The sequence below is a fragment of the Bradyrhizobium sp. USDA 4510 genome, from assembly GCF_054059095.1.
Genome location: NZ_JBSSBT010000001.1, coordinates 7936309 through 7953491, shown reverse-complemented (window position 1 = coordinate 7953491; position 17183 = coordinate 7936309). Strand labels below are relative to the sequence as shown.

Here is a 17183-nt window from a genome sequence, read left to right as displayed (position 1 = left end):
GCGTGACTAGGTCTCCGGCATTGGGGCTGTGCCCGGGTCGTGATCGCGATTCTGCGCGAGCGACCGGCCGCGCCAGCGGAGGACCGCTTCCGTGCGATTGTGAGCGGCACATTTCCTCATGATGTGCTGAATGTGCATTTTGACGGTGCTTTCCGAGAGCTTCAATTTGGCTGCGATCAGCTTGTTGGGCAGGCCGAGCTCCAATTCCGCGAGAACGTGCTGCTCTCGAGGCGTGAGACCGCTCCTGTCGATGGCCGCCCTGGCTGCCTCGTTCATCAGATATGCGGACGCAAGCCCGCGCGCGTCCGGCGGATCGAAACCCGGCATCCTGTTCATCTCGGCGACCGGCAACGGCCTGTAGACGCCGCCGACAAGAACAAGGCGCAGGCCGGCTATGACGACCTCGATTGGTAGCGAGGTGGGAAGAAAGCCGCGAACACCCCGCTGCATCGCGGCTTGCGCGGTCGGCTCGTCGTCATGGTTTGACAGGATTGCGACGGCGGCATTGGGACAGTGCTCGGCCACGAAGGCGAGATCGTCCTCGACCGAGGGATCGCCGATGGGCTTGTCCGCGATGCTCAGCAGCACCAGACGAACGTCGCGGGTTGACATGCAGTCCAGGCCTCGGACTGTTGCCATGTCGAGGATCTCGAAGTCGGCCAATTCCCGCCTGAGGACGTTAAGAATACATGTGCGGGGCAACAGGTGCGGCTCGATGATCACCAGAACCGGTACGTGAAGCGCTCCATTGAGCCGTTTTGAGGTTATGTCGTCCATGATTTCCTCGGAATGAAAAGAATTTCTGCGACAGTCCCATCGATCCGTATTGCGCATTTACCGTTGCGGCATTCATCCTGAATGCATCATCACGCGCAGCCCCGACATCAGGATCGCATCCATTGCGGGATAGCCTGGCGCCTCGGTGGGAAATTCTTTCCGCTCAAATCATTTGGACGCGCGCCGTGGCGCGGTCGACGCATCCCCTATTTGCAGATATTTCGATACGCCGTTGACGCCGCCGACCCCGACTTGCCGTCGACGACATACGCTTCATCCTCCTTCACAAGATACAGAAACGGCCTCCCTCCAGTCTCTCCGCCCGACGCACTTCTTCCTTTCACGCGCCCGCAAATCGTATCCACGGCGCGTCCGAACGTGTTCTTTCGCATGGCGCGCTTCATGTCGCTGAATTCGGCCGATCCCGGATCCTCTATCTGCGCTGCAATCGTGACCTTCGCTTTGGTGAGGACAGGATCTGCCATGTCCGCGGCGTGTTCGGGTGTCGGGACGTTGATCCTCGTCCGCGGGGACGCCGCCTTGGCGAGGTCGGGCGGTCCGTGTTTCTTCGATGATGGTCTCCTGCCGGATTTTGCCGGGGTTGCAGAATTCGATTTGACGATCGCAGGCGCGGGCGCTAACGCCGCCGGCACTGGCTCCGTGGGTCGGGCGACTGCAACCTTGTCGAAACAGGGTCTTGACTCACACCCAAGGAAATCCCCTCGGGAAGGCGCGAACCAGCCAAAGCCGATCAGGATTCCTGCCAGCGCTCCGACAAAAAGCAGTCCCATCCGATTCCCCTCCTCGGGAGCTCGGTTCGCACTCATAACTAGGACTAATTCCGCGCTGGTGATCCTATCTGTTGCGCAAAAGCGTTAAGCGCTCATTAAGCGCGCGGGGTTGGGGCGATAGGACGAACCCCTACGGCGATATCGGGTTCAGCGTCGGCTTCCGGAAGCATGGCGGATGCGACGAATAATGAGTACACACCCTAGCACTACTTTGGCAGATTGTTGATTTTGCCGCGTTTTATAGGATTCCCGAATCAATTTTTCAATGATTCATGGGTGGTCGGCTCTTGGAGGGCTGACCATGCCCGGATGGGAAGACGAACTCGAACGCTGGCTGATGCCGTTCTTGGACCGGCTGGGTCATAAGACCCGGCAGCGGATGTGTCCTCTGTATGTTGCGGGATTGATCGGTCCGGGCGATCGCAAGAGCGTTCAGCCGATGGCGGAACGCCTTGCCGCGAGCAACTACGACCAGTTGCACCATTTCATTGCGGACGGTGTCTGGGACGCGACGCCGCTGGAGACAGAGCTGCTCAACCAGGCGGACCGACTTGTCGGCGGCAGGGATGCGGTGCTGGTTATTGATGACACCTCACTTCCCAAGAAGGGTGAGCGCTCGGTCGGTGTTGCGGCTCAATACGCGTCGGCTCTCGGTAAAACGGCAAATTGCCAAACGCTGGTGTCTTTGACGCTTGCTCGCGGCGAAGTGCCCGTGATGGTCGCGTTACGTCTCTTTCTGCCTGACAGTTGGACAAGCGACATATCTCGTTTGAAGCGCGCTCGCGTGCCAGTCGAACATCGAACGGCACGGTCCAAGCCCGAGATTGCTCTAGCCGAGATTGACCGCGCGATGGCAGCCAACGTGCGCTTTGGATGTGTGCTGGCGGATGCAGGATACGGCCTCAGCGCACCGTTTCGACAAGGGCTAACAGAGCGCGGGCTGACCTGGGCTGTCGGCATCCCTCGGCACCAGAAAGTGTATCCGGTCGATGTGAAGCTCATTTGGCCGATTACCAAGGTCCGCGGAAAACCACGAAAGCACCACGTGCCCGATATCTTATCGATTGCCGCAGAACAAATGCTCGCCAGCGCCAAATGGAAAACCGTGAGTTGGCGTAGCGGGACGAAAGGTCGGCTGAAAGCCCAATTTGCTGCTCTCCGTGTCCGGACCGCCGACGGCCCTCCGCAGCGGATATGGGATAAAGGTCAGCAGCATCTCCCAGGCGACGAAGCCTGGCTCATTGGCGAGCAACGTGCGTCCGGGGAGAAGAAATACTATCTGGCCAATCTTCCGGCGGCGACGGATCTGCGCACGCTGGCCGCCACCATCAAGGCACGGTGGATTTGTGAGCAGGCGCATCAGCAGTTGAAGGAGGAACTTGGACTTGATCACTTCGAAGGGCGATCATGGCAAGGTCTTCATCGCCACGCCTTGATGACAATGATTGCCTACGCCTTCCTGCAACATCGTCGCCTCGCATACGCGGGGCGGAAAAAAAAGAATCAACGGGCCTCCGCCTCAGCCAACCATGCCAGCCGTACGTCACGCCATCGTCGATCTCATCCTTCGGCCGCCGTCTCAGCAGTGCCCATATTGCCGAAAGCAAATCCGTGAAAAACAGCGGCGAAAACACAATCTGCCAAAGTAGTGCTAGTTCTGCGGGTTGTCCTCGCTTGGATACACGCCGCGCAGCACTTCCTCGAAATGATCCTTGACGGCGTCGTTGCACAGGCAAGAGCGCTGCCGCAGCTTGTCCGCGTCGCGGATCACGATCGCGCCGCGACGCGTCTCGAGCACGCCTTCCGCCTTGAAGTTCTGGATCACGCGGCTGGTGTAGCTGCGGCCGACGCCGAGCAAAGTCGAGAGCTGTTCATGCGTGAGTGGCACCATGCCGTTGCCATTGGTGCGCTCCATCGCCGAGATGATCCATTTCGCCGCGCGCTGCTCGATCGAGTGGATCGCATTGCAGGCGGTCGACTGAAAGATCTGCGCCAGCATACAATCGGCATAGCGCGCGAAGATGTTGCGCACGGAGATCGACGTCAGCTTGGCGGCGTCGAGCTTGCTGACCGGCAGCCGCGCGAACGGGCCGCCGAACTTGACGGTGATGCGGGTGTAGGCCGGCAGGAAGCCCTGGCTGACGATGCCGCCGACCGCGCCCTCGCGACCGACCAGGATGGTCTCGACATCGCGGCCGTCCTCATTGGGCACCATGTAGGACGCAAGGCTTGGCCCGCAAGGAAAATGCACGGTCTGGACGTCGTCGCCGGGATTGTAGAGCAGATCGCCGGCCGCGGCCTCGACCAAGGCAAGGTGCGGCGCGATCAGTTCGTAATCGGCGGCGTTCAGCCGGCGCAAAAGATTGTTGAACGGCCGGTCACTCGTCCCGGCCAACTCGGTCCGTTTCGTGATCATTGGAAATCCTGAGAACCCAACGCGGACCATAATCGGAAAGTTCCCAGATTTATGTTCACTAGTGAACAGACGCGGCAGCCCGCGATGTGATGGGTTTCACCTCGGGAACAGCCGGCGTGCTTTCAGGCGCCGGTCGCGGGCCAATCCGGCCGGACTGATCCGGTCTTTCATCCATGCTTTAAAAACGGAAACTGGCACGCCATGGACTTCACCCCCAATGCCGGCATGCCCGGTGACGTCCTCGTGGTTGAGGACGATCCGATCATCTCGCTCTATTTCGAGGACACCATCCTCGGCTTCGGCGCCCGGACGGTGCGCACCGCCACGAACGTCGCCCGGGCGCTCGAGCTGATCGCCGAACGCGCGCCGGATTTCGCGCTGCTCGACGTCGGCCTCGTCAGGGGCGAGAAGACGTTCGCCATCGCCGAGCGGCTGGATGCGCTGAAGGTGCCGTTCGCGTTCGTCACGGGCTATGGTGCGGACATCCGGCTGCCGGCATCGCTCGCCGACAAACCGCGGCTGACCAAGCCGTGCTCGGGCGAGGCGCTGGAGGCGGCGCTGCGAAACGGACGTTGACGCATTGCCGGCTTCGGCCTCGCCGTCGGCGCGTTCGTCGTCTACCATCCAGCCTGTCGGATTCGGTGACGCAAGCGCTTCGGGAAAGCGTCATGGTGGTCAGGATTTTTGCCGCGCCCGCAGCCGCGCTCGCTCTCGGGCTGCTGCCAGCGCCGCCGTTCGGCTCGGCCGTCGTCGGTCGCTTCGTGTCGCCAGCTCTCGCTACGCCGGCCGCACTTTCGAGCGAGCAATCGGCCGCGCTTGAGACCTATGACAAAGCCTTGAAGGGCTTCGAGTCGATCCTGCGCCAGCGCCGCGCGCAGATCGATGCCAATCAGCCGCTGCCCGACTTGCCGGGCCAGGCGATCTATCTGGCCCGTGTCGAGATGATGAGCGCCTACAAGGACCTCACCGATGCGCTTCCGTCCAGGATTGGCAGACCCAACAGATTCGGAATCCCCCCGGCCTACTTCAACGCCGACGATGAGCCGCTGCTCGATGAGTACAGGAAGCTCTTCGACGTCATGGAGGCGCCGCCCGCCGGTGCGCAAACATCCGATACGCCATTCAAGGACGTGGTCGATCTGGCGACGGTGATCGCGCGCGCCAAGGGTCTGGATGCCGCCGACGCCGCCGTCGCGGGCCGTATCAGCCTCGGCCTCTTCTTTGCCGAGACGAACGGCAAGCAGAATGCGGGCAATGCACGATCGAACACCTATAAAGGAAGCCTGCAGACCGGCCCGTCCGAGGATCGCGACGGCCGAAGGAAATGGGCTGCCATCAAGGGGTCGATCGCGACGCTCGATCCTGCGCTGAGCCGTCGCGACGACCGGGAAGAGGCGCGGGTCGGCAACCTCGACCACAGGTTCAATCACTGGACCGCCGTGCGGGACGGCCTCATGAACGCACACGCCGAACTTTTCCCGCAGGTCGCGGCGATCCAGAAAGCGCTGCCGGACCCGATCGATCAGATGAAGGTCTTTGAGCTGATCCAGATCATTCCCACGCCGACCAGGGCAGCGCTCAAATCGGGCAACCTCGTCGGCTACAGAATTTCCGATCCCAGGATCATGCGATATCTGCGCAACAACAGCGTCTTCGCGTTCGGCCGGGCCGACCGGGTAAGAACATCCGCGACCTTCCGCGAGATCCTCGATGCGATGTGGCTGTTCAACGCCAAGTTCGAGCAGGCGCTTGCCAAGTTCAAGGAGATCAAGTCGGGCAAGCCGGGCTGAGGAGGAGTCGATCGCTCGGCCGTCAGGGTGGACCGAGCAGCGCCCATCGCGGCTCGCAGAATTCCTTCACGGCGGAAGCAACGCTGCTGCTGATGAGGTTTTGGCGCTCGGGCGAGTCCATCTCGCGTTCCTCGTCCCGGTTGATGATCGAGCCCGCCTCCAGCAGGATCGCGGGCATCGCGGTCTTTCTCAGCACGATGAGTTCATCATTGCTGTAGACGCCGGTATCCTTGTTCAGCAACGGGTGCTGGTAACGACCCATGATGGCCTGGCTGTATTGCTCGGCATAATGCAGGCCCTGGGCCTTCATTTCCCCGGCGACCAGTTCGGCGAACCGGAGGCTGGTCTTGAAGTCCGGATTGTCCCGGGAGACGAACACGGAGTAGCCGCTGAAGCGGTCGCTGAAGTGGCTTTTCTTCCCCTCGAACTCCCAGTCCTCGAGCATCTTGTTGGGCACGGAGTCATGGTGGATCGACATCAGCAGATCCGCGTGCAGATTGTTGGCGGCGGCGACCCGCTTGAAGAGGCTCGGTCTCGCTTTGCCTTCGGTCAGTAGCAGCCTGGTTTCGGTAAAGCCTTCGGCCTTCAACCTCTCCTCGATCAGCCGCGCAAGGCGCAGGTTGAAGGTGAACTCGGCGACATTCCGCGCGCTGATCGCGCCTTCCGATTGCGCGGTATGTCCGACATCCAGCACGATCCGGAACGTCGCGGGATCGCATTTGGCAGCGGCCGGCTTGAGAGCCGAAAGCGGCAGGGTGACTGGCCCAAGGGCGGCCAGCCGCATAGCGCGGTGCCTGGGCGGAGCGCGGTGCCTTGCCAATTTGGCAGCCCTTGTCGCCTTCGCGCGCTTCGGCGACTTGGCATGCTTGGGTGAGCTCCTGAAGAGATCGGGCAGCCAGCCGGCATCGCTGACTTCGATCGGCAGCAGCGCGAACACTGCGATCGCGACGACCAACAAGCGGCGAGGCCGAAACCTCGCAACGCTACCACTGAGCACGCGAAAGAATTCGCAGCGCCTCATGCTCCGCCCCTCCGGGCCCCCAGCATAACGGCTCTGACATCGGTACCGGAAGATGCCGGGGAGGTCCATCCCCGGCAATCGCGTTGCCTCGCCTTGGCGGCAAGGCCGTCAAGACCAAGAGTCCGGTTCCGTCGTGGCTGTGACCGAACTAGTGTCCCGAATCCGAAGTTCGCATCATTTGCCGCACCTTCGGAGCGAACCTCGGATTCGATAAGGACACTAGCAAACTTATAATTCTAGTGTGCTTTATGAATGCGAAGTTCGTGAAAGTGGCTGCCGCGAAATCGCACGAACTTCGCATTCAGCACACTAGACCGGCTTCGGGTCGAGCGTGATCGCCCACAGCTCGGCGTCGACGCGGTCGCGCAGGCTTACCGTCATCTGCGCGCTCTTGCCGTCGATCTTGACGTGGCCGAAGAACTGCATGCCGGCCGACGGCGGCAGGTTCTGGTTGCCTTCGCCCGGCGCCTTGATGAACTTCACCTCGGGGCCGAAGGTGTTGTCGAGCTCGTTCGGACCGAACGTGCCGGCATGCAGCGGGCCGGAGACGAATTCCCAGAACGGATCGAACTCCTGGAACTGGGCCTTGTTCGGGTTGTAGTAGTGCGCGGCGGCGTAATGCACGTCGGCGGTCAGCCACACCGTGTTGACGATTCCCGCGGTCTTGATGAAACGCAGGATGTCGGCGATTTCGAGCTCGCGGCCGCGCGCCGGGCCATCGCCCTGCGCAAAGGCTTCCGAGCCCTTCTTGTTGGCGGCATCGTCATAGACGATCAGCGAGAGCGGCATGTCGGAGGCGATCACCTTCCAGGTGGCGCGCGAGTTGAGCAGCGCGCGCTTCAGCCAGGCCATCTGATCCGGGCCGATGAAATAGGCGTCGGGGCCGTACTGCTCCTGCAGGTTCGGGCCGTTGGGGCCGCGATAGCTGCGCTCATCGAGCATGAAGACGTCGAGATGCGGACCGTAGCTCAGCGTGCGATAGACGCGGCCCGGCTCGACGATGCTCTCGCGCATCGGATACATCTCGTGGAAGGCCTTTGCCGCGCGCGCCGCGAGCACGGTGATGTCGCGCTCCTTGTAGGCCGCCGGCAGCTGTTTCGACAGCGACCAATTGTTGGTCACCTCGTGATCGTCCCACTGCACGAAGATCGGCACCTCGGCATTGAAGGCGCGGACGTTGTTGTCGAGGAAGTTATACTTGTGGGCGGCCCGGTATTCGTCGAGCGTCTCGGCCACCTTCGCCTTCTCGGGTATAGTGACGTTCTTCCAGATCTTGCCGTCGGGAAGCTTCACCTCGGACGGGATCACGCCGTCGGCGTAGATCGTGTCGCCGGAGTGCAGAAGGAAATCCGGAGCGTGCTTCTTCATCGCGGCGAAGGTGATCATGCCGCCGTCGTCGGGATTGATGCCCCAGCCCTGGCCGGCGACATCGCCGCCCCACACGAAGGAGACGTCGCGGCGGTCGCTCGGCGCGGTGCGGAAGCGTCCGACCACCGGCTCGCCGACGATGTCGATATGGGCGAGGTCGCGGAAGCGGACGCGGTAGAAGATGTCCTGGCCGGAGGGCAGGTTCTCCAGCAGCATCTTGGCGGTGAAGTCGCTCTCGGGCAGCGCCGTGATCGGCGGCAGTGTATGGGCGTCCTTGAACGATTCAGTGGTCGCGACCTCGACCATCATCTGCGCCGGCCGGTCCGCACGCGCCCACACCACGCCGCCGTCGACGCCGACATCGCCGGACTGCACGCCATGGGTGATCACGGGACGGTCGGCGGCGCGCGACAGATAGGGCATCGCAATCACGCCGGCGCCGGCCGCAGCCGCCGTGGAGAGAAAGCGTCGGCGGGTGAGATTTCGCGAGAACCGGATCGTCATAGGGAGCCTCCTCAGGTCACAGCGACAATGCGCCGCAGGCGCGCCAAGACCTAGAAAAATTCCATGACGGAGAGATTACAGCGGCGGGAGTGCGGGACGTAAGGGAAGCGCATCTGTCAGGCTCCCTCTCCCGAGTGCGGGGGAGGCAAGGGGGATTTGCGGATAAAGATTGGCGGCGCCCCTACGCCGTGCCCGCCGCCCTGAACTGCGTCGCAGCCCGTTGCAAATTCTGCGGCATGCTGAACAACAGCGCCTTGCGGTCGGCGACGGCGTTATGAAGCTGCTCGAGCGCGATGTTGAACGCGGTCAGCGTGCCTTCCTCGATCGCGCCGTGCTCGAAGCAGTCCAGCGTGTGGCGCAGGATGTCGTCGGCCTCCGCCTGCATCTGGTCGAGTTCCTCGATCGAATCGCTGTGCCGCGCGGCTTTCAGCATCTCCAGCAGGCGTTCGCGCTGCGAGGTGTTGGTGTTGCGCTCGTCCTGCTTGAGATAGCCGGCGAACCACGCACCGGCCGAGCCCATCGCCGAGAACGCCATCAGACTCCACCAGATGTAGTCGCTGTAGCGGTCGAGGAAGGTTTTTTCCTCGCCGTCGACAAACGCGGCGGCGCCCGGATGCACCGGAATGGTGGCATCCTTGTCGGTGTCCGGCGTCTCGATCTTGGCGGCGAGCGGGAAATCGGTCTTGAGCGACTGCCGGATCGCGAACAATTGCCGCGTGAATGCCGCGACCGTCGAGTCCGACAGGCCCTTCCGCGCAACGATGTGGTGCGAGAAGCTGATCGTCTTCACCTCATCATCGGGCCGGTCAGCGGAGCCGAGCGAGCCGGCGGGGATTTCCGCGGCCTCATAGGCCGGATGGTTCTGCGCGATCGCCTCGGAGGCGTCGATCGCAAGGAAGCTGGGCTCGCCGCCGTCGCGGACCGACGCCGTGATCGCATCGATCGTGATCTTGCTGTTGGCCGGGCCGACGGCGAGATAGGCGTCGGCCTTGAGGTTCTTGATCGCTTCCGCCGCCTCATTGGCCGGGAATTGAACGATCTCGACCTTCATCGGGTCGACGCCGTATTGCGTCAGGATCAGCTTCAGCAGATTGACATTGGCCGGGGTGCGGCCGACGACGCCGATCTTGCGGCCGGCAAGCTGCGCGATCTTGGTGATCCGCGCGGATTTCCGAACCTTGCCCTTGGCGGGCGGAACCCACATCACCACGACATTCTTGCGCAGGGTCGCGACCGCCTGGGCATTCTTCGGCACCTCGAGATCGCCGCGGATGATGGCGAGATCGGCCTTGCCGTCGGCCAGCGTCTGGGCGCTGGCAGTGGCGCCCTCGGTCTGCACCGGCCTCAGCTTGACCTGGGTGTTCTGCTGGTTGTTGAAGGCCTGCGCCAGCGCCTGCACGACCTTGACGTCATCGCTGTTGGCAGGACCGACCGCGATCCGCAGCGTCACCGGACGCACGGCGAAATAATAGCCGGCCAGCAACGTGCCGATGATGGCCAGCGCGCCCGCGATCAAAACGAACATCAGCCGCCGCTTTGCCGAACGCAGCGGCTTGGGCGACATGCTGGCGGAGCCGTCTGTCATCGATCTCGCAAACAATCGTCGGGGCTCAATCTCGCAAAACTACCAACGCGCATACATCCTCTATGTGTAGCAAATTACTGAACGGACAGATGTTACAACTCCGTCATGGTTACCAGCGGCGATAGGACGCGATTTCGGCCTTAATTTGGGCGTGGATCCCATCCCGGAGGCCGGTTGTTAGGCTAAAGTCGGCGTCAAACGGGAGGGTTACCATGGTCGAACGGCTGTCAGCGGAAGCAAAGAAGGCCGCCCTTTGGGAACTGGCCGGCTGGTCGGAGATGTCCGGTCGCGAGGCGATCGCCAGGACTTTCGTGTTCAAGGACTTCAACGAGGCCTTCGGGTTCATGGCCCGCGCCGCCCTGGTCGCCGAGAAGAGCGACCATCACCCCGAGTGGAAAAACGTCTACAAGACCGTCGAGGTGGTGCTGTCGACCCACGATGTCGGCGGGGTGACCAAGCGCGATATCGACCTCGCCAAGGCCATGAACGCGATCGCAAGGCAGCTTGGGGTCAATTGACTCTGGCGCGTGGAACCTTGCGCGGGTCCGCCGATGTCCCCAGATTCGCATCGTCCGCCGCCGAACTGGCGCGGCGTCGAGGAACCTTGCGATGACATCGAGCGAACCCGGCGTGGGATTTGGGCCTGCCGATCGGCTGGCGCAGGACCCCGAAAGCGTGCGCCGCCGTTTCTGGATCAAGTTCAAGAAGGTGGTGGCGAGCCTGCCCTTCGCGGAGGACCTGCTGGCCGCCTATTACTGCGCCTTTGACCGGCAGACGCCGCGCCATGTCCAGGCGGCGCTGCTCGGGGCAATCGCCTATTTCATCCTGCCGTTCGATTTCGTGCCCGACATGCTGCCGATCCTCGGCTTCACCGATGACGCCGCAGTGCTCGCAACTGCGCTCCGCATGGTGGCAAGCCACATCACGCCGGAGCATCGCGATGCCGCCCGCGCCGCGCTGAAGCGCGGGGTGCCGGAAGAGGAGTGAGATCTGCCTTCTCCTTCCCCCTGAAAGGGGGAAGGTCGGGAAGGGGGTCAGCAACAGGCGACGCTGCAAGCCGGCAGATTTGGTCCCCACCCGCTTTGCTCTCGCGAGCAAAGCGACCTCCTCTTTTCAAGGGAAGGTTATGATGCATCCCGGATTTCGCTGCGCTCCATCCGGGCTACGAAACTTTCGATCCGTCATCCTGAGGAGCGCGAAGCGCGTCTCGAAGGATGTACGGCCACCAGCGGGGCCGTCGACCCGTCGAGACGCGCGCAAGAGCGCGCTCCTCAGGGTGACGGAGACGGTAGGGAGCGCCATGGTAGTCCGTTCGGCTCCTTCCGGGCTGCGCAATCTCGGTTCAGCTTCCCGGATGCAGGATCACCTTGCCCATCGCCTTGCGGCCGGCGAGCACCTTCAGGGCTTCTGATGTCTGCGACAGCGGGAAGGTGCGGTCGACATGCGAGGAGATCTTACCTTCCGCGGTCCACTGCACGAGCTTCTCGAGGTTCTTGCGGTTCTTGTCCGGATTCTGCCGCGCCCAGGCGCCCCAGAACACGCCGCGGATATCGCAGCCCTTCAGCAGTGCGAGGTTGAGCGGGATCTTCGGAATCTCGCCGGCGGCAAAGCCGATGACCAGGAAGCGGCCTTCCCACGCGGTCGAGCGCAACGCGGCTTCGGCATAGGCGCCGCCGACCGGATCGAACACGATGTCGGCGCCCTTGCCGTCGGTCAGCTTGCGCAGGCCCTCTTTGAGATCTTCCTTCGCATAGTTCAGCGTCAGCTCGGCGCCGTGTTGCTTGGCGAATGCCAGCTTCTCGTCCGACGAGGCGCAGGCAATCACCTTCAACCCCATCAGTTTGCCGAGCTCGCACGCAGCAAGGCCGGTGCCACCGGCGGCCCCCAGCACCGCGAGCGTCTCGCCCGGCTTCGGGCTCGCGCGATCTTCCAGCGCATGCAGCGCGGTGCCGTAGATGATGATGATGCCGGCGGCGCGGTCGTAGTCGAGATTGTCGGGAATCTTCACGATCGAATTCGCCGGCAGCGCGATCTTGTCGCGCGCGCCGTTGTGGCCGCAGGACGCGACGACGCGATCGCCTACCTTCAGGTCAGTAACGCCGGCGCCGACGCTTTCGATCACGCCGGCAACTTCGGCAGCCGGCGAGAACGGGAACGGCGGCTTGATCTGGTACTTGCCCTGGATCATCAGGATGTCGAAGAAATTCAGCGCCGCCGCCTTGATCGCGATTACGGCTTCGCCGGGAGCCGCCACCGGATCGGGCACATCAGCCAGCACGAGATCGTCGGGTTGACAGTATTGCGAGCAGAGGATGGCTTTCATGGACACACCTGAGTTTCGGACGCAGAAAGAGCTGCAAGATCTTGGACTACAAGCTTCATGCCGGATTTGCGGCGGAGCGACAATACAAAGCGGAGGGATCAAACTATGTTTGAAAAAGGCCTGCTAGCAAAAAAGCGCATCCTGATCACCGGCGGCGGCTCCGGCCTTGGTGCTGCGATGGGCTACCGCTTCGCCGAACTCGGCGCCGAATTGATCATCTGCGGGCGGCGCGAGGGGCTGCTGGAGGAAACCGCAGCAAAATTCCGTAGCGAGCTCGACGCCAAGGTTTCCATCGCGCGCTGCGATATCCGCGACGGCGCAGCGGTCGAAGCGATGATGGATCAGGTCTGGCAGGACGCGCCGATCGACGTGCTCGTCAACAATGCTGCCGCAACCTTTATTGCGCAGAGCGAACATTTGTCGTTCCGTGCGGCGGACGCGATCCTCGCGCCGACACTGCATGGCACGATGTACTGCACGCTCGCCGCCGGCCGCCGCTGGATCGACGGCAAGCACAAGGGCGTGGTGCTCTCGATCCTGTCGACCTCGACCATCACCGGCCGCGCGTTCACGGTGCCGTCCGCGATGGCGAAGACCGCCGTGCTGGCGATGACCAAGAGCCTGGCGGTGGAGTGGGGCCCGAAGGGCATCCGCACCGTCGCGATCGCGCCCGGCGCGTTCCCGACCGCAGGCGCGACCGGACAGTTGCGCCCCGAAGGGCGCGGCGAGAGCTGGGCGCATCGCAATCCGCTCGGCCGCGCCGGCGAGCATTCGGAGCTCGCCAATCTCGCGACCTTTCTGATCTCGGATCAGGCCGGCTACATCAACGGCGAGATGGTGGTGCAGGATGGCGGCTCGCACTTACGGAGTTCCGGTGCCGAGGACCTGCTGCAATGGACCGATGCGCAGTGGGAGAAGCAGCGCGCTGCGCGCGCCAAGTGATAACGCGTCGCGATTACGCGCCCGACGGTGAGCGGCGTTCGCCTTTCGGCCTAACTGCCTTCCCAAAAAAGCGTTTCCCGGTTATCCATCCGAGCCGGCGGAGGGGAATCGCCGGGCCATCTTGCAGTCACAATGATGGGGGAACCAGTTGGCCGTGCGGCAGATTCTGACATCACTGGTTGCTTGTATCCTGGGCGGGTTCATCACCCTCGCGCCGGCGCAGGCCGCGCCCAAGAAGGATACGGCCAAGGAAGCAGCCAAGCCGGCGCCTTCGGCCGCGGCGGCTGCGGCCGGCGGCGCGGAGCCGACGCTGATCGGCCAATTCGGGACCTGGGGCGCGTACACGGCATCGCCCAACGGCAAGAAGGTGTGCTTTGCGCTCGCCAAGCCGTCGTCGTCGAAGACCAATCCGGCGAACCGGCCGCGCGATCCGGCCTATGCCTTCATCTCCACCCGTCCGGCGGAGAAGGTCGTCAACGAAGTCTCGATCATGATCGGCTACACGGTGAAGCCGGGCTCCGAATCGACGCTTCAGGTCGGCGGCGGGACCTATGCGATGTACACGCAGGGCGACGGCCTCTGGATCAAGAATGCGGCCGAGGAGGAGCGGATGGTGGAATCCATGCGCAAATCGGCCGAACTGACGGTAAAAGCCGTCTCGGCCAAGGGCACCGAGACGACAGACACCTTCTCGCTGAAGGGCCTGGCGCAGGCGCTCGACCGGCTCGGGCAGGACTGCCGGCGCTAGAGCATGATCCGGAAAAGTGTGAAGCGGTTTTCCGGAAAGATCATGCTCTAAAAATCGACTTAAGGCCTGAAATCGAGGTATTCGGTGGCTTTGCAGCACCGGCTGGAAGGCCTATTTGAGGTTTCATGACCGACACCGTGACCACCCATGCCGTCTCCGGCGCCAGCGCGCTGGTCGAGAAGGTTCCGCTCGAGACCTACGTGCCGCCGGCCAAGCCGTCGCTGATCGGGCTGTCGCGCGCCGAGATCGCCGATCGCCTAGGCGAGATCGGGGTGCAGGCCGGCCAGCGCAAGATGCGCACCCAGCAGCTCTGGAACTGGATGTATTTCCGCGGCGCCAAGAGCTTTGCCGAGATGACCAACGTCTCGAAGGACATGCGCGCCGAGCTCGAGAAGCATTTTACCGTCGATCGTCCCGAGGTGGTCGCCGAGCAGATCTCCAACGACGGCACCCGCAAATGGCTGCTGCGGCTGCCGAGCGGCGACAAGGTCGAGCGGCCGCACGAGGTCGAGTGCGTCTACATCCCCGAGACCGATCGTGGCACGCTGTGCGTTTCCTCGCAGGTCGGCTGCACGCTGAACTGCGCGTTCTGCCACACCGGCACGCAGCGGCTGGTGCGCAACCTCACCGCCGGCGAGATCGTCGGCCAGGTTATGGTGGCGCGCGACCGGCTGAATGACTGGGCCGACCGCGAGGACGGCACGCGCCGCGTCACCAACATCGTGATGATGGGGATGGGCGAGCCGCTCTACAATTTCGACGCGGTGCGCGATGCGCTGCTGATCGTCGCCGACAATGAAGGCATCGGCATTTCGCGCCGGCGCATCACGCTGTCGACCTCGGGCGTGGTGCCGAACATCCAGCGCACCGGTGACGAGATCGGCGTGATGCTCGCGATCTCCTTGCATGCGGTGCGCGACGAGCTGCGCAACGAGCTGGTGCCGCTGAACCGCAAATATCCGATCAAGGAATTGCTGCAGGCCTGCCGCGATTATCCCGGCGCCTCCAACGCCCGGCGCATCACCTTCGAATATGTGATGCTCAAGGGGGTCAACGATTCGCTCGATGACGCCAAGCTCCTGGTGAAGCTGCTCAAGGGCATTCCGGCGAAGATCAACCTGATCCCGTTCAATCCGTGGCCGGGCACTGCCTACGAATGCTCGGACTGGGAGCAGATCGAAAAATTCTCCGAATACATCTTCAACGCCGGCTATTCCTCGCCGGTGCGCACGCCGCGCGGCCGCGACATCCTCGCCGCCTGCGGCCAGCTCAAGTCGGAGACCGAAAAGCTCTCGGCCCGCGAGCGCCAGGCGCTGCGCGCGATGGCGATGACCGATTGAGTGTGACGCCCTCCATGCAATCCGTCATTGCGAGGAGCGAAGCGACGAAGCAATCCATGCCTCGGCGAGCTGCGAGATGGATTGCTTCGCTCCGCTCGCAATGACGGGGAGGTCGTAGCATGGCCCTGATCGGCCGCCTGTTCGTCGTCGCCTTCGGCTTCCTGATGGCCTGCTTCGTGGCAGGGATCATCGTGGTCGTCGCGGTGCTGTATCCCGAGATCAGCGATTTCGGCGGGCAGATCGACCAGAGCGCGATCAACGTTGTGCTCGGCTTCGGGTTCATCTTTATCTCAGGCTTTGCGCTGCTGCCGGCGTTGATCGTGGTGCTGATCACCGAGGCGTTCTTCATCCGGAGCGTGCTGGCCTATGCCGTCGGCGGAGCGATCGTCGGCGCGGCGTGCTATCTCGGCCTGGTTCCGTTCGATCCCGACATGATGCAATTCCATGGCATCGTGCGCCGGCACATGGAGATCATGACCGGGGCCGGCATCGTCGCGGGCCTGGTCTACTGGCTGATCGCCGGCCGCACCGCCGGCGCCTGGCGCGAGCCGGCGCGACCGTTGCCGCCGCCCCCGCCATTGCCGTCGCAACGGCGGCCGCAAACACCGCCGTCATCCTGAGGAACCGTGCGCAGCACGGTGTCTCGAAGGATGGGCCGCAGCAAGACCGCATCCTTCGGGGCTCGCAAGAGCTCGCACCTCCAGCGACAACGGCGAAGCCGTTGCGCGGGGATGACGTCACTTCCCATGCTCATCCGCCTCGGCTAAACCGCGCGCCATGAACCGGACCGGACTTTTCATTGCGCTGGGGCTGGCGCTCATCATCGGCATCCTGTTCGGGATCTATCCCGAGCTCGACCTGAAGCTGGCGGCGCTGTTCTACGATGTGGCGCAGAAAACCTTCCCGCTGAAGCTCGACGCGGTGGCGTCGTTCGCGCGCGATGCGGCGATGTGGATCGCCTGGGCGCTGGTGCTGCCGGCGATCGTGACCATCGTCTGGAAATTCATCCGCCCGGACCGGCCGATGCTGATGTCCGGCCGCGCCGCGGTGTTCCTGCTCACCACGATGCTGCTCTCGGCCGGCGTGCTCACCAATTTCACCTTCAAGAATTATTGGGGCCGGCCGCGGCCGGTGTTCGTGACGCAGTTCGGCGGCGACCTGCAATTCATGCCGTGGTGGGACCCGCGCGGCGGCTGCCCGCGCAACTGCTCGTTCTTCTCCGGCGAGGGCGCCACCGCGTTCTGGACCTATGCACCGGCGGCGCTGACGCCGCCCGCGTGGCGGCCGCTGGCCTTTGCCGGGGCCACCGTGTTCGGCATCGTCACCAGCGGGCTTCGCATGGCCTTTGGCGGCCATTTCTTCACCGATGTGGCGATCGCGGGCCTGGTGTCGTTCTTCACGGTCTGGCTGTTCTACGCGCTGATCTACCGCTGGGCAGCGACCCGGCTGACTGACGCCCAGGTCGATGCCGCGCTGACGCGCCTTGCGATGCCCGGCTACCGGTGGATGCAGCGCTGGCGCCGGGGCGGCAAGGCGGCGTCCAGCCAGACCGAGGCCTGATTTGGGCCTGATTAAAGG

The 17183-nt window shown here is 63.3% G+C and carries 17 protein-coding genes; 10 read left to right on the top strand and 7 right to left on the bottom strand.

The genetic code is table 11. The features are described from left to right. Positions 1–6 precede the first annotated feature (6 nt). A complete protein-coding gene (locus ACVMDN_RS36950) occupies positions 7–777 on the bottom strand; it encodes a response regulator transcription factor (RefSeq protein ID WP_057021302.1) in 771 nt (256 codons plus the stop codon). Positions 778–983: 206 nt separating this feature from the next. Continuing rightward, positions 984–1568, bottom strand: a complete 585-nt coding sequence (locus ACVMDN_RS36945) for a hypothetical protein (RefSeq protein WP_244559035.1) — start codon at positions 1566–1568, stop codon at positions 984–986. Positions 1569–1833: 265 nt separating this feature from the next. Here ACVMDN_RS36945 and ACVMDN_RS36940 point away from each other — a divergent pair, with 265 nt between their 5' ends. After that, entirely contained in the window at positions 1834–3183 is a 1350-nt protein-coding gene (locus ACVMDN_RS36940; RefSeq protein WP_076828966.1) for an IS701 family transposase, read from the top strand. 36 nt (positions 3184–3219) lie between these two features. Here ACVMDN_RS36940 and ACVMDN_RS36935 read toward each other — a convergent pair whose 3' ends face one another. Beyond that, complete coding sequence (locus tag ACVMDN_RS36935; protein WP_057021301.1) at positions 3220–3984, bottom strand: Crp/Fnr family transcriptional regulator; 765 nt, start codon at positions 3982–3984, stop codon at positions 3220–3222. Positions 3985–4185: 201 nt separating this feature from the next. Between ACVMDN_RS36935 and ACVMDN_RS36930 the strand changes: the two genes are divergently transcribed. After that, the gene (locus ACVMDN_RS36930) at positions 4186–4560 is read left to right on the top strand and encodes a response regulator (RefSeq protein ID WP_076834966.1); all 375 of its coding nucleotides are present in this window, start codon (positions 4186–4188) and stop codon (positions 4558–4560) included. A gap of 92 nt (positions 4561–4652) precedes the next feature. Continuing rightward, positions 4653–5774 (top strand): hypothetical protein, encoded by a 1122-nt coding sequence (locus ACVMDN_RS36925; protein ID WP_076834965.1) that lies wholly within the window; start codon positions 4653–4655, stop codon positions 5772–5774. A 22-nt stretch (positions 5775–5796) separates the two neighbouring features. Here the strand turns inward: ACVMDN_RS36925 and ACVMDN_RS36920 are convergent, their stop codons facing one another. From ACVMDN_RS36920 to ACVMDN_RS36910, 3 genes are all read right to left on the bottom strand, one after another. Next, entirely contained in the window at positions 5797–6558 is a 762-nt protein-coding gene (locus tag ACVMDN_RS36920; protein ID WP_371852199.1) for an N-acetylmuramoyl-L-alanine amidase family protein, read from the bottom strand. 546 nt (positions 6559–7104) lie between these two features. Beyond that, a complete protein-coding gene (locus ACVMDN_RS36915; RefSeq protein ID WP_456835846.1) occupies positions 7105–8667 on the bottom strand; it encodes an alkaline phosphatase D family protein in 1563 nt (520 codons plus the stop codon). Positions 8668–8848: 181 nt separating this feature from the next. Then, on the bottom strand, positions 8849–10252 hold the full coding sequence (locus ACVMDN_RS36910; protein ID WP_229160558.1) for a TAXI family TRAP transporter solute-binding subunit: 1404 nt from the start codon (positions 10250–10252) through the stop codon (positions 8849–8851). Positions 10253–10464: 212 nt separating this feature from the next. Here ACVMDN_RS36910 and ACVMDN_RS36905 point away from each other — a divergent pair, with 212 nt between their 5' ends. Together ACVMDN_RS36905 and ACVMDN_RS36900 are read left to right on the top strand one after the other, a co-directional pair. Continuing rightward, the gene (locus ACVMDN_RS36905) at positions 10465–10770 is read left to right on the top strand and encodes a 4a-hydroxytetrahydrobiopterin dehydratase (protein ID WP_076834964.1); all 306 of its coding nucleotides are present in this window, start codon (positions 10465–10467) and stop codon (positions 10768–10770) included. Between the two features lie 91 nt (positions 10771–10861). Then, positions 10862–11239 carry a YkvA family protein gene (locus ACVMDN_RS36900; protein WP_057021296.1) on the top strand — a complete coding sequence of 126 codons (378 nt, stop codon included), beginning with the start codon at positions 10862–10864 and terminating at the stop codon, positions 11237–11239. Between the two features lie 355 nt (positions 11240–11594). On the opposite strand, the gene ACVMDN_RS36895 is transcribed toward ACVMDN_RS36900, so the two are convergent. Continuing rightward, on the bottom strand, positions 11595–12575 hold the full coding sequence (locus ACVMDN_RS36895) for an NADPH:quinone oxidoreductase family protein (protein ID WP_057021295.1): 981 nt from the start codon (positions 12573–12575) through the stop codon (positions 11595–11597). Positions 12576–12680: 105 nt separating this feature from the next. Between ACVMDN_RS36895 and ACVMDN_RS36890 the strand changes: the two genes are divergently transcribed. The 5 genes from ACVMDN_RS36890 to ACVMDN_RS36870 all read left to right on the top strand — a co-directional run bounded on the left by ACVMDN_RS36890 (position 12681) and on the right by ACVMDN_RS36870 (position 17165). After that, positions 12681–13517 carry an SDR family oxidoreductase gene (locus tag ACVMDN_RS36890; RefSeq protein WP_057021294.1) on the top strand — a complete coding sequence of 279 codons (837 nt, stop codon included), beginning with the start codon at positions 12681–12683 and terminating at the stop codon, positions 13515–13517. Positions 13518–13671: 154 nt separating this feature from the next. Beyond that, positions 13672–14265: an invasion associated locus B family protein gene (locus ACVMDN_RS36885; protein ID WP_057021355.1), complete on the top strand. Its 594-nt coding sequence runs from the start codon at positions 13672–13674 to the stop codon at positions 14263–14265. Between the two features lie 125 nt (positions 14266–14390). Continuing rightward, positions 14391–15605 (top strand): 23S rRNA (adenine(2503)-C(2))-methyltransferase RlmN, encoded by a 1215-nt coding sequence (gene rlmN, locus ACVMDN_RS36880; RefSeq protein ID WP_057021293.1) that lies wholly within the window; start codon positions 14391–14393, stop codon positions 15603–15605. A gap of 119 nt (positions 15606–15724) precedes the next feature. Continuing rightward, positions 15725–16225 carry a hypothetical protein gene (locus ACVMDN_RS36875; RefSeq protein ID WP_076834963.1) on the top strand — a complete coding sequence of 167 codons (501 nt, stop codon included), beginning with the start codon at positions 15725–15727 and terminating at the stop codon, positions 16223–16225. Between the two features lie 157 nt (positions 16226–16382). Then, positions 16383–17165 (top strand): phosphatase PAP2 family protein, encoded by a 783-nt coding sequence (locus ACVMDN_RS36870; RefSeq protein WP_076834962.1) that lies wholly within the window; start codon positions 16383–16385, stop codon positions 17163–17165. Positions 17166–17183: the final 18 nt, after the last annotated feature.

Excerpts from the sequence above, each read along its gene's own strand:
- ACVMDN_RS36875 (WP_076834963.1), top strand. The coding sequence starts at position 15,725 with ATGGCCCTGATCGGCCGCCTGTTCGTCGTCGCCTTCGGCTTCCTGATG.
- ACVMDN_RS36895 (WP_057021295.1), bottom strand. The coding sequence starts at position 12,575 with ATGAAAGCCATCCTCTGCTCGCAATACTGTCAACCCGACGATCTCGTG.
- ACVMDN_RS36945 (WP_244559035.1), bottom strand. The coding sequence starts at position 1,568 with ATGGGACTGCTTTTTGTCGGAGCGCTGGCAGGAATCCTGATCGGCTTT.
- ACVMDN_RS36935 (WP_057021301.1), bottom strand. The coding sequence starts at position 3,984 with ATGATCACGAAACGGACCGAGTTGGCCGGGACGAGTGACCGGCCGTTC.
- ACVMDN_RS36930 (WP_076834966.1), top strand. The coding sequence starts at position 4,186 with ATGGACTTCACCCCCAATGCCGGCATGCCCGGTGACGTCCTCGTGGTT.
- ACVMDN_RS36925 (WP_076834965.1), top strand. The coding sequence starts at position 4,653 with ATGGTGGTCAGGATTTTTGCCGCGCCCGCAGCCGCGCTCGCTCTCGGG.
- ACVMDN_RS36920 (WP_371852199.1), bottom strand. The coding sequence starts at position 6,558 with ATGCGGCTGGCCGCCCTTGGGCCAGTCACCCTGCCGCTTTCGGCTCTC.
- ACVMDN_RS36950 (WP_057021302.1), bottom strand. The coding sequence starts at position 777 with ATGGACGACATAACCTCAAAACGGCTCAATGGAGCGCTTCACGTACCG.
- ACVMDN_RS36910 (WP_229160558.1), bottom strand. The coding sequence starts at position 10,252 with ATGACAGACGGCTCCGCCAGCATGTCGCCCAAGCCGCTGCGTTCGGCA.
- ACVMDN_RS36870 (WP_076834962.1), top strand. The coding sequence starts at position 16,383 with ATGAACCGGACCGGACTTTTCATTGCGCTGGGGCTGGCGCTCATCATC.
- rlmN (WP_057021293.1), top strand. The coding sequence starts at position 14,391 with ATGACCGACACCGTGACCACCCATGCCGTCTCCGGCGCCAGCGCGCTG.
- ACVMDN_RS36900 (WP_057021296.1), top strand. The coding sequence starts at position 10,862 with ATGACATCGAGCGAACCCGGCGTGGGATTTGGGCCTGCCGATCGGCTG.
- ACVMDN_RS36915 (WP_456835846.1), bottom strand. The coding sequence starts at position 8,667 with ATGACGATCCGGTTCTCGCGAAATCTCACCCGCCGACGCTTTCTCTCC.
- ACVMDN_RS36940 (WP_076828966.1), top strand. The coding sequence starts at position 1,834 with ATGATTCATGGGTGGTCGGCTCTTGGAGGGCTGACCATGCCCGGATGG.
- ACVMDN_RS36905 (WP_076834964.1), top strand. The coding sequence starts at position 10,465 with ATGGTCGAACGGCTGTCAGCGGAAGCAAAGAAGGCCGCCCTTTGGGAA.
- ACVMDN_RS36890 (WP_057021294.1), top strand. The coding sequence starts at position 12,681 with ATGTTTGAAAAAGGCCTGCTAGCAAAAAAGCGCATCCTGATCACCGGC.